This window comes from Curtobacterium sp. MCBD17_021, assembly GCF_003234525.1.
Classification (GTDB): Bacteria; Actinomycetota; Actinomycetes; order Actinomycetales; family Microbacteriaceae; genus Curtobacterium.
On sequence record NZ_QKTS01000002.1, the window covers coordinates 26,684 to 42,577 of the forward strand.

17 protein-coding genes are annotated in these 15,894 nt (G+C 73.1%); 5 read left to right on the forward strand and 12 right to left on the reverse strand.

Going from position 1 to position 15,894, the window contains the following annotated elements; translation table 11 throughout:
* Positions 1–62 precede the first annotated feature (62 nt).
* The 7 genes from DEI83_RS02035 to aztB form a co-directional block, all read right to left on the reverse strand.
* Positions 63–989, reverse strand: coding sequence for a flagellar motor protein MotB (locus tag DEI83_RS02035; protein ID WP_111080151.1), 927 nt, complete (start codon positions 987–989; stop codon positions 63–65).
* Positions 990–991: 2 nt separating this feature from the next.
* Positions 992–1,804, reverse strand: coding sequence for a motility protein A (locus DEI83_RS02040; protein WP_111080152.1), 813 nt, complete (start codon positions 1,802–1,804; stop codon positions 992–994).
* Position 1,805: 1 nt separating this feature from the next.
* Complete coding sequence (locus tag DEI83_RS02045) at positions 1,806–2,054, reverse strand: flagellar FlbD family protein (RefSeq protein WP_375334638.1); 249 nt, start codon at positions 2,052–2,054, stop codon at positions 1,806–1,808.
* A gap of 211 nt (positions 2,055–2,265) precedes the next feature.
* The gene (locus tag DEI83_RS02050; protein ID WP_181431032.1) at positions 2,266–3,483 is read right to left on the reverse strand and encodes a hypothetical protein; all 1,218 of its coding nucleotides are present in this window, start codon (positions 3,481–3,483) and stop codon (positions 2,266–2,268) included.
* Between the two features lie 26 nt (positions 3,484–3,509).
* Positions 3,510–4,430: a zinc ABC transporter substrate-binding protein AztC gene (aztC, locus tag DEI83_RS02055; RefSeq protein ID WP_258371015.1), complete on the reverse strand. Its 921-nt coding sequence runs from the start codon at positions 4,428–4,430 to the stop codon at positions 3,510–3,512.
* Positions 4,427–5,647, reverse strand: coding sequence for an ABC transporter (locus DEI83_RS02060; RefSeq protein WP_111080155.1), 1,221 nt, complete (start codon positions 5,645–5,647; stop codon positions 4,427–4,429). Before DEI83_RS02060 ends, aztC begins: the two co-directional genes overlap by 4 nt.
* A complete protein-coding gene (gene aztB, locus DEI83_RS02065) occupies positions 5,572–6,486 on the reverse strand; it encodes a zinc ABC transporter permease AztB (protein WP_111080156.1) in 915 nt (304 codons plus the stop codon). The genes DEI83_RS02060 and aztB overlap by 76 nt, the downstream gene beginning before the upstream one ends.
* Positions 6,487–6,536: 50 nt before the next feature.
* Here aztB and DEI83_RS02070 point away from each other — a divergent pair, with 50 nt between their 5' ends.
* Entirely contained in the window at positions 6,537–7,166 is a 630-nt protein-coding gene (locus DEI83_RS02070) for a metal ABC transporter ATP-binding protein (protein ID WP_258371016.1), read from the forward strand.
* Between the two features lie 11 nt (positions 7,167–7,177).
* Here the strand turns inward: DEI83_RS02070 and DEI83_RS02075 are convergent, their stop codons facing one another.
* The 3 genes from DEI83_RS02075 to DEI83_RS02085 form a co-directional block, all read right to left on the reverse strand.
* Positions 7,178–8,767, reverse strand: a complete 1,590-nt coding sequence (locus tag DEI83_RS02075) for a Na+/H+ antiporter (RefSeq protein WP_111080402.1) — start codon at positions 8,765–8,767, stop codon at positions 7,178–7,180.
* Positions 8,768–8,875: 108 nt separating this feature from the next.
* Positions 8,876–9,094: a hypothetical protein gene (locus DEI83_RS02080; RefSeq protein ID WP_146243209.1), complete on the reverse strand. Its 219-nt coding sequence runs from the start codon at positions 9,092–9,094 to the stop codon at positions 8,876–8,878.
* 196 nt (positions 9,095–9,290) lie between these two features.
* Entirely contained in the window at positions 9,291–9,992 is a 702-nt protein-coding gene (locus tag DEI83_RS02085) for an SDR family oxidoreductase (protein WP_111080158.1), read from the reverse strand.
* 93 nt (positions 9,993–10,085) lie between these two features.
* On the opposite strand from DEI83_RS02085, the gene DEI83_RS02090 reads away from it, so the two are divergent.
* Together DEI83_RS02090 and DEI83_RS02095 are read left to right on the forward strand one after the other, a co-directional pair.
* Positions 10,086–10,487: a MerR family transcriptional regulator gene (locus DEI83_RS02090; protein ID WP_111080159.1), complete on the forward strand. Its 402-nt coding sequence runs from the start codon at positions 10,086–10,088 to the stop codon at positions 10,485–10,487.
* Positions 10,488–10,650: 163 nt separating this feature from the next.
* Positions 10,651–11,055, forward strand: a complete 405-nt coding sequence (locus DEI83_RS02095) for a hypothetical protein (RefSeq protein WP_146243210.1) — start codon at positions 10,651–10,653, stop codon at positions 11,053–11,055.
* 81 nt (positions 11,056–11,136) lie between these two features.
* Here the strand turns inward: DEI83_RS02095 and DEI83_RS02100 are convergent, their stop codons facing one another.
* Both DEI83_RS02100 and DEI83_RS02105 read right to left on the reverse strand, forming a co-directional pair.
* On the reverse strand, positions 11,137–12,330 hold the full coding sequence (locus tag DEI83_RS02100) for an MFS transporter (protein WP_111080161.1): 1,194 nt from the start codon (positions 12,328–12,330) through the stop codon (positions 11,137–11,139).
* Positions 12,331–12,400: 70 nt separating this feature from the next.
* Positions 12,401–13,273 carry a helix-turn-helix transcriptional regulator gene (locus DEI83_RS02105; protein ID WP_111080162.1) on the reverse strand — a complete coding sequence of 291 codons (873 nt, stop codon included), beginning with the start codon at positions 13,271–13,273 and terminating at the stop codon, positions 12,401–12,403.
* Between the two features lie 86 nt (positions 13,274–13,359).
* Here DEI83_RS02105 and DEI83_RS02110 point away from each other — a divergent pair, with 86 nt between their 5' ends.
* Entirely contained in the window at positions 13,360–13,977 is a 618-nt protein-coding gene (locus DEI83_RS02110) for a cyclophilin-like fold protein (RefSeq protein WP_146243211.1), read from the forward strand.
* A gap of 303 nt (positions 13,978–14,280) precedes the next feature.
* Positions 14,281–15,873 (forward strand): peptide chain release factor 3, encoded by a 1,593-nt coding sequence (locus tag DEI83_RS02115; protein ID WP_258371017.1) that lies wholly within the window; start codon positions 14,281–14,283, stop codon positions 15,871–15,873.
* The last annotated feature ends 21 nt before the right edge of the window (positions 15,874–15,894 follow it).

Consider the following 15,894-nt stretch of genomic DNA (forward strand, 5'->3'; position numbering starts at 1 on the left):
CGCACTCTCGGCCACCGGACGGCGGCCGTCAGCTCTGGCCCCTCTTCTGGGGCGGCGTCCCGCTACCCGGAGCGGGCCCCGTCCTGTGCTGCGGCGAGGGCCGGCATGAGGGCGCTGACGTCCTGGTCGGCGTTCGACAGGACCACGATGTCGACGCGTCGGTTGAGCGCGAGGTCCTGGTCGCGGGTGCCCTTCGCCAACGGTCGGCTCGACCCGAAGCCGACGGACTGGATGTGCTCGGCCGGCATCCGCCCGCGTTCGACGAGGTCCCGCAGCACCCCGGTCGCTCGGGCCGAGCTGAGCTCCCAGTTCGTGGCGTACGGCGCGGTGGAGTTCCGGCTGTCGGCGTGCCCCTCGACGCTGACGTCGTGGTCGGCGTCGCGGAGGACCGGGGCGATGGCGTCCATGATCCGCCGTGCCTGGTCGGACAGGTCCGCGCTGTTGGTGCCGAAGTAGGTGTCGCTGCCGACGAGCCGGACGGTGAGACCGCGGGCGTCGAGGCGGAACTGGACGTTCGCGTCCTGCCCGGCCTTCTGGAGGTTGCCCGAGATGGCCCGCTCGATGGCCTGCAGGTCGTCGAGCTCCGCCTTCGCCGCCGCCAGGTCGGCCTTCGTCGCGGTCGGCGGCACGACGGCGGCCGCCGGGTCGGCGTTCGTGTCCTCGGCGCCGGAGGCTGCGGTGGAGTGGTCGGCCTGCGCCTTGTCGACGGAGTACCCCGTGCCGTCCTCGACCTCGTCCTTCGTGACGATGGTCCCCGAGGCGGTGTCGATCTTCTGCGACTCGACCTCGCCGAAGCCGGTGGCCAGGGACTCCTTCAGGGCCATGTACTTGTCCTGGTCGACGGAGGACATCGCGAAGAGCACGAGGAACATGCACATGAGCACCGTGATCATGTCCATGTACGAGGCCATCCAGCGCTCGTCGGGGTGCTCGACCTCGTGCCCGCCCTTCGTACGACCGCGTCCGCGGCCGCGCGGGTTCGCGCTCACGGTCAGGCCGCCAGCTGCTGGTCGTCGGCGCCGGCCCTGGTCTTCCCGCCCTTGCCGGCTGCGCCGCGGGCGCTCGGCGGCACCATCGCGGTGAGACGCTCACCGAGGAGCCGCGGCTGGCTGCCGGCCTGGACGGCGAGGAGGCCCTCCATGAGGAGCGTCTGCCGGTCGGACTCGAGCTGCGCGAGCTTCCGGAGCTTGCCGCCGAACGGCAGCCAGAGGAAGTTCGCGGTGAGCAGACCCCAGAGCGTGGCGACGAAGGCGCTGGCGATGAGCGGGCCGAGCTCGTCGGGCTTGCCGAGGTTCGCCAGGACGTGGGTGAGCGAGACGACGGTGCCGATGATGCCGACCGTCGGGGCGAAGCCGCCGAGGCCCATGAAGAACGCGCTCGCGCTCCGCATCGGTGCCGCGTTCGACTCGATCTCGTCCTCGAGCAGGATCCGCAGCTCGTCGCCGTCGGTCCCGTCGGCGATGTTCTGCAGGGCCTTCTTCATGAAGGGGTCGTCGTGCTTGTCGGCTTCCTGCTCGAGGGCGAGCAGGCCGTTCGCGCGGGCCGTCTCGGCGAGTCCGACGACGTCGTCGATGACCGTCTGCGGCGGGGTGACCTTGCCCGTGAAGGCCTTCGGCACCATCGCGAAGGCGGCCAGGGCGTCCTTCAGCGTCGTGCTCGCGACGCCGCAGCCGATGGTCGCGACGAACACGAGGAGCATCGGCGCGGGCAGGAAGAGCCCCGCCATCTCGACGTGCTCCATCTGGGCCATCCCGAACAGGGCGCCGAAGGCCAGCAGGATCCCGATGATGGTCGCGATGTCCACGTCAGCGCCCCCCGTCCTGCGAACGGAGGGTCGCCACGGGGGCGAGGGTGGGCTGCGGCCCGGTGGCCGCCGTGTCCCGGGCCGTCGGCAGGTCGGTCCCGTAGGCCATGCTGACGATGCGGGCGCGGTACGCGGCGATCCGCTCGATGACCTCGGCCAGGGACTCGCGGACGATGTACTTCGCCCCGTCGACCATGATGAGCGTCGTGTCCGGCGTCTCCTGGATGCGCTCCACGAGATCGGGGTTCACAGCGAATCCGCTGCCGTTCAGTCGTGTGACGACGATCATGGCCCGTCCTGGTTCTCGATCGACCCGCCGCCGTCCGTGGGGCAGGTGTTCGACCGCCCGTCCGTGGGTGGTCAGTGCGCACTATCGGCGCGTCGCGCCACGCCGTAAGTGCGGGACGGACGCGAGACCCGTGACCGACTGGTCACGGGCCTCGCGGGTGCGGTCGGTCGGCTCAGACGACCGCGATCTCGTTCGGGACGCCGGGCAGGCGGTCGCTGGTCGCGACGACCTCGCCGGTCTCGAGGTCCACGGCCGAGACCGTGCGCTCGCTCGGGTCCGTGACGTAGGCGATGCCGTCGACGACCTTGAGTGCGGGGTGTGCGTCCTGCCACTCGGCGGGACCCTCCCACGCCCCGATCACCGGGAAGGTGTCGAGCGGCTCGCCGGTCTCCTCGTCGAGGACGTGCAGGGCGCCGTCGCTGCCGAGGAGCACGGCCGAGTCACCGGGACCACGGGCGATGTCACGGAAGGTGAAGCCGACGCCGTCGGGCATGTCGGCGAGGCGGTACCCGCCGGCGGCCGCGTCGATGAGTGCGACCTGGTCGAGGAGGTACCCCTCGGAGTCCGGGTCGTCGTTGTAGTCGCCGACGGCGATGCTCGACGACTCGGTCGTGAAGAGGTTGCCGGTGCGGCCGTACTCGGTCGGGGCGTCGATCTTCTCGAAGGCGCCGTCCCGGTACACGAGCGCGCCGTCGGTGCAACCGAAGACGGCGACCTCGTCGGCCACCGCACCCTCGCCGTGCACGTCCGGGCACTCCTCGGAGCGGGCCGTCTCCTGGCCGTCGGCGTCGAGCGCGCGGACGCCGGAGCGGGACTCCTCGGTGCCGATGGTGGTGAGGAGGGTGGCGTCCTCGAGCTCGATCGCGACGCCGTGGTGTGCGGCCTCGGACTCCGTCGTGTCGACGTCGGGCAGGTCGCCGCCCTCGACGGCGCTCGTCAGGTCGGATGTGTCGAACGTCGTGACGTCGCCGGAGCCGTCCGCGAACAGCGCGGTGCGGTCCCCGTGGACCACGACGTGCCCACCGGTGTCGGCCGGGAACGTGACGTCGGTCAGGGCGGTGTCCGCGCTGGTGCCGGCCGCGGTGTCGAGCACGCGGAAGCCCTCGGGGACGGTGACCATCACGTGCCGGTCGTCGCCGGCGGGGTTGACGCGGGTGAAGCCGTCGATGGCGTGCTCCCCCACGACCTGCAGGTCGCTGTCGAGCACGAGCAGGCCGCCGTCGTGCGTCAGGGTGATGCGGTGACCGGTGTCGGTGTCGGTGTCGGCGGCCTGCGTGGCGGAGGCGCTGCCACCACCGGCGGGCGCGGTGCCGGTGCCGGCACAACCGGTCAGGAGGAGGGCGGACGCGCCGACCAGCACGGCCGGGGCGAGGAGTGTCTTCTTCGTCATGGTCACGACTGTATTGATTCTCATTCTCAATTGCGAGCCGACAGGCCGTTGACGATCGCCTCGGTGTTCGCGCGCATCATCTCGAGGTAGGTGGCAGCTCCCTCGCCCTCGGGCGTGAGCGACTCGGTGGCGAGGGAGCGGATCCGGACGTGGACGTCGACTTCGTCCGCGAGCACCTCGGCGAGGCGCGCCGGCTGGGACGCGTCGACGAAGATCGTCGGCACACCGGCGTCCTCGATGGCCGACGCCAGGTCCCGCAGGTCCGCCGCGCTCGGGGAGGCCAGGGTCGTGCCGCTCGGGATCACCGCCCCGACCACCCGGAAGTCGAACCGGTCGGCGAGGTACCCGAACACGTGGTGGTTCGTCACGAGGGCCCGTCGCTCCTCCGGCAGCGCAGCGAACGCGGTCGCCATGTCGTCGTCGAGGGCGTCGAGTTCCCCGCGGTAGTCGCGGAGGGCGCTGTCGAGCGTGTCGTCGTCGAGCCCCTGGACCTCGTGGAGCTCCGCACCGAGGGCGTCCACCACCGCGCGCATCCGGGCGGGGTCGGTCCAGAAGTGCGGGTCGGGGCCGCTGGCGTCCTCGGTCGTCCAGTCGAGCACGTCGATCGCGTCCCCCGCGGTGAACACCGGGACGCCGTCCGTGGCCGCGGCCTCGACGTGCCGGGCGACACCCTCTTCGAGCCCGAGGCCGTTCTCGACGACCAGGTCCGCGGAGCGCAGCCGGGCCGCCTCCTGCGCGGAGACCTCGAACGAGTGTGGGTCGGCGCCGGGCGGCATGAGGACCATCACGTCGGCACTGTCGCCGACCACCCGTTCCACGACGTCGCCGAGGATGTTCGTGGTCACGGCGACGAGGGGTCGCTCGTCGGCACCCGCCGCGGTGCACCCGGTCGTCGCGAGGGTCGCGAGCACGGCGGCGGTGACCGCGACCCGGCGGACGCGGATCACCGGCCGACCTCGGCGAGCACGTCGGGGTGGACCGGGACCTCGATCGACCGGGCGACCCGGGCGCCGTCGGCGAAGTCGATCTCGTGCACGACCGAGCCCTCCGGGTCGGACAGGTAGGCGCGCTGCGCGTCGAGCTGCAACGTCGCCCGGCCAGCGGCCGCGAGGGGTTCGGTCGTCACCGGGGCGGAGTCCCCGTCGGACCAGACGCGGACCCGGCCGTCGGTGTCGAGCGCGACGACGTGTGCGTCGGCGTCGTCGACCGCGACCGCGTGCACCAGGGGGCGGTCGGTCGGGACGTGCTGCCAGGTGCGCTCACGGGTGTCGAGCAACCAGTACCCGGTGTCCCCGGCGAGGGCGGCAACGGTGGGCCGACCGGTGCGGTTCGCGAAGTCGGTCGCCCGTGGGAGGTCCGCATCGGCTGCGGGGACCGCGACGGTCTCGACGACCGGGTCACCACCGTCCGGGCCCTCCGTCACGAGGACCGCGCCGTCCGCGCAGCCGACGACCGCGCCGACCCGGGTGACGATGCCACCGGCCGGGTCGGTGCAGGCGGCGTCGACACCGGTCGGCTCCCCCTCGGCGTCGAGCACCGTGACGCGGTCCTCGTCGACGTCCCCCGCCACGAGGAGTGTGCCGAGCGGCAGCAGCACGCCGGCGCCGGCGACCGTCGCGGTCTCGCGCACCTCACCCTGGCCGAGCGCCGCACGGTCGAGCGCGACCGCCCGGGCCGACTCCGGCCAGGCCAGCGTGGTGGTCGACTCCGAGGACGCGAGTTCGACGGGCCCGCCGTGGTCGAGTCCGCCGACGACCCGTGCCGTCGCGTCGTAGTAGTGCGTGTGGTCGCCGTGGTCGACGGTCCAGGACCCACCGTCCACGATCGTCGTGCGCTCCCCGTCGCTCGTGGCGAGGAAGCGCCCGTCGGTCGCCGCGTGCGCGGGAGCCGGGACGTCGTCGAGGGACGCCGTCTCGCCGGCCAGCAGGTCGTGGACGGCGACGCTCCCCTCGGCGTCGGCGAGCAGCAGCCGCAGCTGGGGCTCGGACGCCTCGGACGCGCCCTCGACGTACCCGTGCGGTTCCGCCGGAGCGGACGACGCACTGCCCGGTGCGCCGGACGGGCCGGCGTCCGGTGACGAGCAGGCGGTCAGGAGGAGCGCGGCAGCGACTCCGAGGGCTGCCGGGACGGCGATCGGGGCTGGTCGTGTGCGGAGGTGGTGCATGGTTCCTTCCGGGGACGGTGGACGAGGAGCTGGGTCGAACGGCGGAGGCCGTGCGAGAGGGCGACGGCGACGATCGCGACGAGGGCGATGCTCGCGCCGGCGGCCGTGCCGGCGTGCCACGAGACGAGGAGACCGACCGTGACCGCGGCGACCCCGAGCACCGCACCGAGCGCCATGGTCGCTCCGGTGCCACGCGTCCAGGCGCGGGCGGCCGCGGCGGGGGCGAGGAGCAACCCCACGACGAGGAGCGTCCCGACGGCCCGGTACGAGGCGACGACCGCCAGTGTCACGAGGGCGACCAGGACGACCTCGGCCAGTCGGGGTCGCAGCCCGAGCGTCGCGGCCTTCCGCAGGTCGAACGCGGCGGCGGTGAAGGGGCGGTGGAACAGTCCGGCGACGGCGAGGGCGACACCGGCGGCGACCGCCAGGGTGCCGACGTCGGCCGGGGTCACGGCGAGCACGTCGCCGAACAGGATCGCGGTGACGTCGGTGGCGAACGACCGCGACCCGGACACGATGATGACCCCGAGCGCGAGCATGCCGACGAAGAGCAACCCGATGGCGGTGTCGTAGGACAGCCCGCCGCGACGACGGAGCGCCTGCACGCCGAACACCATCACCCCGGCGCTCACCGCGGCACCGAGCACGGCCGGGACCCCGGTGAGGGTGGCGACCGCGACGCCGGGGAGCATGCCGTGTGCCAGGGCCTCGCCGAGGAACGCCATCCCGCGGACCAGCACCCAGGACCCGACGACGGCGCAGAGCACGGCGGCCGTCGCTCCGGCCGCGAGGGCGCGGAGCATGAAGTCGACGGAGAACGGATCGGTCAGCCAGGTCACGGACGACCACGCTACATGGGAATGATTCTCCTTACTGATAGCCTCCCCAGGTGTCGACCCTCCCCGTGCGCCTCCGTTCCGTGACCGTCCGACGCGGGGGACGCACCGTCCTCCACCGCGCCGACGCGGTCTTCGAACCCCGGTCCGTGACGGTCGTCGCGGGTGCGAACGGCTCCGGCAAGTCGACACTGCTCGAGACCGTCGCCGGGGTCCTCCCCGCGGTCGAGGGCACCGTCAGCGGCGTGTCACCGCGCTCGGTCGCGCACGTCGCCCAGTCAGTGTCGACCCCGGGGCCGCCGCTCACCGTCCGCGCGACCGTGGCGATGGGGCGGTGGGCCGCGCTCCCCTGGTGGCGTCCCCTCCGCGCCCGGGACCGGGCCGTCGTCGACGAACAGCTCGCCCGCCTCGACCTCGACGACCTGGCGGACCACCCCCTCGCCGAGCTCTCCGGCGGACAACGGCAGCGTGCGCTCGTCGCGACCGGGCTCGCCCAACGCGCGCCGGTGCTGCTCGTGGACGAACCGACGGCGGGCGTCGACGCCCGCTCGCTCGGCCTCGTCCTGGACGCCCTCGCGACCGAGGCCCGCCGCGGCGCGGTCGTCGTGCACGCGGCCCACGACCCCGAGGCGCTCGCCGCGGCCGACCGGGTGCTCACCCTCCGCGGCGGCACCCTGTCCTGACCGCGGACCGGTCAGTCGCGCTGGTCGAGGCGGAGCAGTCGGGTCTCCTCGGCGTCGTACTCGGCACGCACCTGCCGGAGCACGAGGTCGTCGATCTCCCCCTGGTCACGCAGCCGCAGGACCGTGGCGGCCTTGAGACGCACGAGCGCCAGTTCGAGTTCCACCGCCGCGCCGCGCTGCTGCAGGAGCGGGTGGTCGTCGTCCTCGCTCTCCTCGGCCTCCACGAGCGCCAGGTGTCCCTCGTAGTCCGCACGGATCCGGTCGACGATCTCGGCGTCCGCCCCGGTCTTCCGGGCCAGACGCGGCAGCGCGTCGAGGGCCTCCTCGAGTGCGGCGCGCTCCGCCGACCGACGCTCCTCGAGCACTTCGCCGCTGCCGTCGAACGCCGCCCACCGGACGACCGCGGGCAGCACGAGCGACTGTCCGACGATCGTCACCACGACGACGCCGGCCGTGACGAAGACGATGAGGTCCCGGTCCGGGAACGCGCCGCCGCTCTCCACCATCCGGGGGACGGCCACCGCCGCCGCGAGCGAGACCGCGCCCCGGAACCCGGTCAACCCGCTCACCAACCGGTCGCGGTGTCCCTCGCGGGGCGAGCCTCCCGTCCGGAGCGTCACGAGCCGCACCGTGCCCCAGGTGAGGTTGAGGAACGCGAACCGGAGCACGACGACGGCCAGCGACACGGCGCCGATGAGCCCGAGGCCGACCGCGATCTCCCCGCCCGTCAGGGCACGGACCGAGATCGTCGCCTCGATGCCGACGAGCACGAAGAGCGCGCCGTTCAGCAGGAACGTGGCGAACGACCAGAAGGACCGGACCTGCTGCCGCGTCTCCGCCCGGTCGAGCTTCGGCGCGACCTGGCTGACGACGAGGCCCGCCACGACGACCGCCAGGACTCCGGACGCGTGCACCGCCTCGGCCACGAGGAACGCGGCGAACGGCACGAGCAGCGTCAGCAGGTTCTCGAGGACGACCGCGTGCACGCGACGGAGGACGAGCATCCCGAGCCACGAGGTCAGCAGCCCCGCGGCGATCCCGCCGACGTACGACAGCAGGAGCATGCCGGACACGTTCCAGAACGTGAGCTCCTGCTCCCCCGCCGTCACCGCGACCGCGATGCCGTAGATCACCAGCGTCGTGCCGTCGTTGACGAGCGACTCGGCACGGAGGACCGTGGTGTTGCGCCGCGGCAGCGACCGGGTCAACGCCCCGACGGCGGTGGCGTCGGTCGGGGCGACGGCCGCGCCGAGCACCCACGCGGGACCCCACGGCATCCCGAGCAGGTGCAGGAGCGTCGCGACCCCGCCGGCGGTCAGCACGACCAGGAGCGTGCCCATCAGCACGATGCCCCGGAGGTTGGCGCGGATCTCGCGCAACGAGATGGTCAGGCTCTCCCAGTACAACAGCGCCGGCAGGAAGAGCAGGAGCACCGCGTCCGCCGGCAGCTCCAACTCCCCGAACACGGGGATGAACGCGATGCCTGCGCCGAAGGCGAGGAGCAGCACCGGGGGTGCGATGCGCACGCGGTTCGAGACGGCGGTGGCGACGGCGATCGCGACCACGAGCACGACGACCAGTTCGGGTGCGATGAGTTCCATGAGGAGCACAGCCTGACAGGGCGGAGGTGTCCGCGCTCACGCCTGGTCCGCGTGGCGAAGTCCGACGGACCGGCGCGGCGTGCCGGGGGGGGGGCCGGGGTGATCGGCTCAGCGGCCCCGCTCGGCCCGGCTCGTGATGACCAGGAACGTCACGTGCCCGAGCAGCGCGATGCCGAAGAAGACGAGTGCGACGGCGTAGACCCGGTCGAGCGTGCCGTCGCCCGTGAGCAGCAGCACGACGCACCCGACCACGGCCGCGGTCAGCACCCCGACCTGCACCATCGACCACGTCTTCCGCCAGCGCGGCTGCTGTCCCTGCCCGTCCACACTCCCATCATCGACCACGTCGGACGCGGTGCCGACGGAACACACCGTCCTCGTCGCCGTCCGTCGACCCTGCCGTCCGGTCCGACTGAGGCCACTGCGGACGGGAGGCCCGTGGCGGGGTCGCCTCGGGCCTCCCGTCCGGACCGTCTCGACGCTCGGACCGGTGTCCGCGCTCGCGCTCGCGCCAGCGGGTCGATCAGCCGAGCTGCGCGGCGAAGTCCACCGGGTCGCCGGCGAGGGACGCCTTGACGAGGCGGCTCCAGTCATCGACCAGGACCTCGGCCGCGTCACGCTCCACACCGTCGAGCGCGAGGCGGGCGACCTCGGTCGGTGCGGTCTTCGGCCCGTCGTACTCGGCCATCATGTCGGTGTCCGCAGCGCCGAGGTGCAGGCCCTGGACGGTGATGCCGCGGCTCGCGAGCTCGGAGCGGACGCTGTTCGTCATGTTCCACTCGGCGGCCTTCGCGGCCGCGTACCCGCCCGCACCCGGTGCGGCGAACCAGGAGAGCGCCGACAGGACGTTGACGATCGCGCCGCCGCCGTTGTGTTCGATGACCGGAGCGAACGCCCGGACCATCTCGAGCGTGCCCCAGAGGTGCGTGTCCATCGCGGACCGCGCACTCGCGAGGTCCCCGGTGACGAGCGAGCCCGAGGTCGAGATCCCGGCGTTGTTCACGAGCAGGGTGACGTCGGGCGCCGCAGCGGCAGCCGCAGCGACCGACGCGGGGTCGGTGATGTCGAGGGGCAGCACCTCGACCCCGGGGACGTCGACGAGCTCCGGTCGCCGGGCCGTCGCGTAGACCTTGGCGGCGCCGCGCTCGAGGAGGTGCTCGACGAAGCCCCGGCCGATGCCGCGGTTCGCGCCGGTGACGAGGGCGACCGATCCGGTGATGTCCATGGTTTCCTTCCGCCGAACGGGTCCGTCCCGCTGCGGCTCGGTTACGGTAGGACCTCACATCAGTGTCAGGGGCAAGCCCGGGACGGAGACGACATGCGCATCGGGGACCTCGCTGCCGAGACCGGTGTGAGCGTCCGCTCGCTCCGCTACTACGAGGAGCAGGGGATGCTCGCCGCGACCCGCACCGGGAGCGGACAACGGACCTACGGTGCGGACGCCGTGGACCGCGTGCGGCTGGTCCAGCAGCTCTTCGCCGCCGGGCTGCCGAGCCGGACCATCGTGCAGCTCCTGCCGTGCGTCGACGCGGGTCGCGCGACCCCGGAGAGCTTCGCCCTGCTCGTGCAGGAGCGCGACCGGATCACGGCCCAGCTCGCCGAGCTCACGGCGGCGCGGGACCGACTCGACGAGGTCATCCACATCAGCGAGCACCCGACACCGGAGCACTGCCCGGCACTGCGGACCGGGGCGGAAGCGGTCGTCACGGCGGCAGCCTGACCGCAGGGGCCCCTCCCGCCGACGGCCGGCCGGACCGGCACTGGACGGCGCAGCGCCGAGCGGCGACACTCGGAGCATGCGGGCGACGGGCGGGGACGTCGGTGCGGGCCGGGGCCCTGAGCACCGGCGTCGGGCACGTCCGGACGGACGTCGGATCGCCGTCGTGGTGGTCGTCCTCGCCGTCGTCGTCGTGGTGGTCGTCGCGCTCGTGCGCGTCCTCCACCCGCCGGTGATCGGCGAGGAGTACTCCGGTGCTGGCCCCGGGACCCTCGGTGTCGACGGCTCCGGGGACACCACGCCGACCGTCGGCTGGGTCGAGCCCGGCAGGCGGTTCTTCGTGATGGCCTACGGCTCCTCGACCTGTCCCCAGGCCCCGACCGACATCGACCAGCGCGGCACGTCCGTCGAGGTCGAGTTGCGACTGCAGGGCGGACCGGCGTGCACGGCGGACTTCGGACCGACGGCCTACGCGCTCGACCTCCCTCACCCGACCGGCCCCGGGACGGTGCTCGACGTGACCATCCGCCTCGACGACGGCGGGACCACGGTGGCACGGCTCGGCGGGTGACCGGTACGGGGCCGACGGCCGCACCCGGCCCGGGGACGGCGAGGTGCGTGGCGTCGGCGGTCGACGCGGTGCCGCGGCTCCTCAGCCCCGGGCGGCGAAGGTGGCCCGCCCGGCGACCGTCACGAGCAATGCGACGACCCCGAGCACGGCCATCGACACCGCGAGGACCAGCCCACCGGAGACGCCGATGAGCAACGCGCCGACCAGACCGGCCGCCGCGATCGCCAGGTTGAAGGCGACGGGCAGGAACGCGTTGGCGAGGTCCGACTCCGCTCCCCCGGCGATCGTCAGCGCGCTCTGCAGCTGTGGCGCCGCTCCGCCGAAGGTCAGCCCCCACAGCACGGCCGCCCCGAGGACCACCGCTGGTGTGGCGTGTCCGACCACCAGCAGCACCGCGGCGAGGACGAAGCCGCCGAGACTCGCCCAGAGCAGGCCGCGCGGGTGACGATCGATGAGCGCGGCGGTGAGCAGGACCCCGCCGATCGAGCAGACTCCGTACACCAGGAGCACGAGGTCGGCGGTGAGACCGGTGCCGGTGTCACGGAGGAACGGCGCGATGTACGTGTAGATCGTGTTGTGGCCGAGCATCCAGACGAAGATGACGACGAGCACGACCGGCACCCCGCGGAGCAGGAACACCCGCTGCAGCGGGAGGCGCTCGCCCGCCGGCTGCCCGGCGACGTCCGGCACGAGGAGCACCGCCAGGAGGAGCAGGACGAGTCCCAGCACCGACAGGCCGACGAAGGACCACCGCCAGTCGGCGACCCCGCCGAGCCAGGCACCGAGCGGGGTGCCGAGTGCGAACCCGACCGGGGCGCCGGTCGACACGACCGCGAGGGCGAGGCCGCCTCGTGAGGGCGGGCTGATCCGACGCCCGTACGCGGCCAGCATGCCCCACAGGACCCCGGTCGCCGCGCCTCCGCCGAAGCGGGAGACCAGCGAGAGGACGACGTCCGACGAGGCCGCCGTGACGGCGTTGGCGATGACCAGGCACGTCAGGGTGGTGAGCAGCAGCGGCTTCCGACGCATCCCGCGCGTGAGGGTGATGGCGGGCACGGTCACGACGACGGTGCCGAGCGCCCAGACGCTGATGAACTGACCGATGACGCCCTCACCCGTGTCGAGGTCACGAGCCATCAGCGGCAGGAGGCCGGCCGGCATCGTCTCGGCGGACAGCACCACGAAGCCGATCGCAGCCAGGGTGACGAGCGCGCTCCACGGGATGGTGGCGGGGACGCTCCCGGTCGTGGTCGGTGTGCGCGCGGTGGTCGTCATCGTGATCCGTCCTGTGCTGTCGATGGGCAGGTCGACCGTACGGGGGGTCCGGGCGTGGGAGGACGCCCTGTCAGGGCACGTCTCGCCGCACCGCCTCGCGCGTCGCGGCCCAGCTCGCGAGGAGCCGCAGCGAAGCGGCGTCGTCGCTGCCCGGTTCGGCCGAGTACAGGAGCAGGCTGTGCTCGTCGTCGAGGCCGGGCGTGAGGTTCTCGAAGGACAGCCGGAGGTCGCCGACCGCGTGGTGGTGGAAGACCTTGACCCCGTGCGTGTGGAGCCGGACCTCGTGGGCTGCCCACTTCCGGCGGAACTCCGGGCTCAGCGTCGCGAGCTCCCCGACGAGCTCGCGGAGCGCGCGGTCGTCGGGGTGCCGTCCGGCAGACGTCCGGAGCATCGCCACGGCGGTGTCGGCCGCGCCCTCCCAGTCCGGGTAGAGGCGGCGGGACAGGTCCTGGTGCAGGAAGGCGAAGCGGGCGAAGTTCGGGCGGTCACCGCCGGTGTCGAGCACGTCGCTGTACAGCGCGCGTCCGAGCGTGTTCATCGCGACGACGTCGAGCCGCGCGTTCTGCACGAAGGCCACGCCGTCGGTCATCGCCTCGAGGGCGGATCGCAGCCCGGGCCGGAGGGTCCCCGCTGCCGTCGGACGGGCGCGGCGCACCGGTGAGGCGTTGGCGGACCGGGCGAGGTCGAACAGGTGCGACCGTTCGGAGTCGTCGAACCGCAGCGTGCTCGCGATGGCGTCGAGCACACTGTCCGTGACCCCGGCGAGGTTCCCCCGCTCGATCCGCGCGTAGTACTCGGTGCTCACCCCGGCCAGCACGGCCACCTCGCCGCGACGCAGCCCGGCGACCCGGCGACCGGGACCACCGGGCAGACCGACGGACTCGGGGGTGATGCGGGCACGACGGGACATGAGGAAGTCCCGGACCTCGTTCTCGTTCGGCACGCGACAACGCTACGGCCGGCGCGCGTCGACAGGGGTTCCCCGACGGAGCACCCATGACACACGGGACGGCCCGTAGCGTCGGGACCGTGTTCTTCCCGCTCCGTCGCTCCCGCGCCGTCACACCGTCCGTGCTCGCCGTGTTCGCCGTGGCCCTCGTCACCCTGGTCACCGGGTGCAGCAACGGCGAGCCTGGCGCCTCGGGGACGACCCGGACCGACGACCACGCGGCCTCCGACAGCGCCACGCCGGACCCGACGGCGTCCGAGCGGCCAGGCGGCAGGGCACCGGCATCAGCATCGGCACCGGCATCGGCATCGGCATCGACCGGCGGGACCGGACCGGAGACGGGCGGCACCGCCATCCGTCTGGTGGTCGGCGGCGCCACCGTCGACGGGCGTCTCGGCGACTCCGCCACCGCCAGGGACCTGGCGTCGCGTCTGCCGCTCACCGTGCGGTTCGGCGACCACGACGACGCCGAGAAGACCGGGCGGATGGACCCGCCGCTCTCCACGGAGGGTGCTCCGGCGACCGCGGACCCCGCGCCCGGCGACATCGGCTACTACGCACCGTACGACGACCTCGTCCTGTACCACGGTGACGTCGGCGAGCACGCCGGGATCATCCGGATCGGCACGTTCGACCATCCGGCGATCGTCGCCGCGCGGCGCGGGGACCTCGACGTCCACATCGAGCGCGCGGACTGACCAGCGGGCGGCTTGCTCCTCGACGGACCTGTGGTGGACGGGCCCGTCCGTGTCCGGGATGGCGGGCCGTGGGTGCGACGTGCGCCGTACCGTGAGCACGACCTGCGCCGGGCCTGGCGTCCGTCGCCCTCCCGCCGACGCCGGACCGGGCCGACACGAGCCACGCCTGCCGCGTCGAGCGCGGGCTGGTCCGCACGCCCCGTCGGGTTCGTCGACCGAGCGCGACAGTCGGTATCGTCGTGGGGTGCAGATGTCGGAACGCCCAGGTGCCGCCGCCCCCGAGCGCCTCGGACGAGGCGCAGCGTGACCGGGCCGTCGCCGACGGACGCCGCCGCCTTCGGCGTCATCGAGCGTGAGGCGGGACGCCGTCGGACCGTCGCCGTCATCGCGCACCCGGACGCGGGCAAGTCGACGCTGACCGAGTCGCTCACCCTCGCGGCCGACGCCATCGACGAAGCCGGCGCGGTCAAGGGGAAGGCGACCCGTCGTGCGACGGTCTCCGACTGGATGGAGATCGAGCGGAGCCGCGGCATCTCCATCAGCTCCGCGGTCGTCCAGCTCGACGCCGGTGGGACGCTCATCAACGTCGTGGACACGCCGGGGCACGCGGACTTCTCCGAGGACACCTACCGGGCCCTCGCCGCCGTCGACTGCGCCGTGATGCTCATCGACGCCGCCAAGGGCATGGAGGCCCAGACGATCCGGCTGTTCGAGGTGTGCCGCACCCGTGACATCCCCGTCATCGCGGTCGTCAACAAGTGGGACCGGCCCGGGCGCGAGGCGCTCGACCTGCTCGACGAACTCGAGGAGCGCACCGGCCGCACCCCCACCCCGGTCACCTGGCCGGTCGGTGAGGCCGGTGACCTGCGCGGTCTCGTCGACACCGCGACGGGAACCCTCACGACGTTCGAGTCGACCGGTGGCGGACACCTGCCCGTCGCGACCGGACACCCGGCCGGAGCAGCGGCCGAGCTGCTCGGCGCCGCCTGGCAGACCGCCCTGGAGGAGGTCGAACTCACCCGTGAGGTCCGCGGCCTGCCCGACGAGGGCGACTTCCACGACCGGATGAGCATGCCGGTCTTCTTCGGCGTCGCCACCAAGCACGTCGGCACCGTCGACCTGCTGCGCTTCCTCCGCGACGCCGCTCCCGCCGCCCTGCCCCGCCGCACCCAGGACGGCGCCGCCCGCCCGGTGACCGAGCCCTTCGCCGCGCAGGTCTTCAAGGTGCAGGCCAACATGGACCCCGCGCACCACGACCAGGTCGCCTTCGTGCGCATCTGCTCCGGCCGCTTCGACCGGGGCATGATGCTGACGCACGCCCAGTCCGGTCGGCGTTTCAACACCAAGCACGCGCTGAGCGTGTTCGGGCGTGAGCGTGACACCGTCGACGTGGCCTGGCCCGGCGACGTCGTCGGCCTCGTCAACGCGACGATGCTGCACCCCGGCGACACGCTGTTCAGCGAGGAGGCCGTCGAGTTCGAACCGCTCCCCCGCTTCGCTCCGGAGATGTTCGCCACCGTCGCCCCCACCGACCCGAGCACGGCGAAGAAGTTCCGGAAGGGCATGCAGCAGCTCGCCGGAGAAGGCGTCGTCCAGCTGCTGCACTCCGAGCGTCGGACCGCGCAGGCGCCGATGGTCGGCGTCGTCGGGTCGCTGCAGCTGGAGGTCCTCACCTCCCGCCTGATGGCGGAGTTCGGCACCGCCGTCCGGGTCGAGCCGTTGCCGTGGACCATGGTGCGCACCGTCACGGACGCGGACTTCGCGATCCTCGAGAAGCGTCGCGACCTCGAGATCGTCACCACCGACCGCGACCGGTACGGACTGTTCCGCGACCAGTGGCACCTCAACTCGGTGATGCGGGAGCTGACGGGCCTGGAACTGCCGGCACCCGTCTGACCAGCGGTGCGCGTGCCCCTC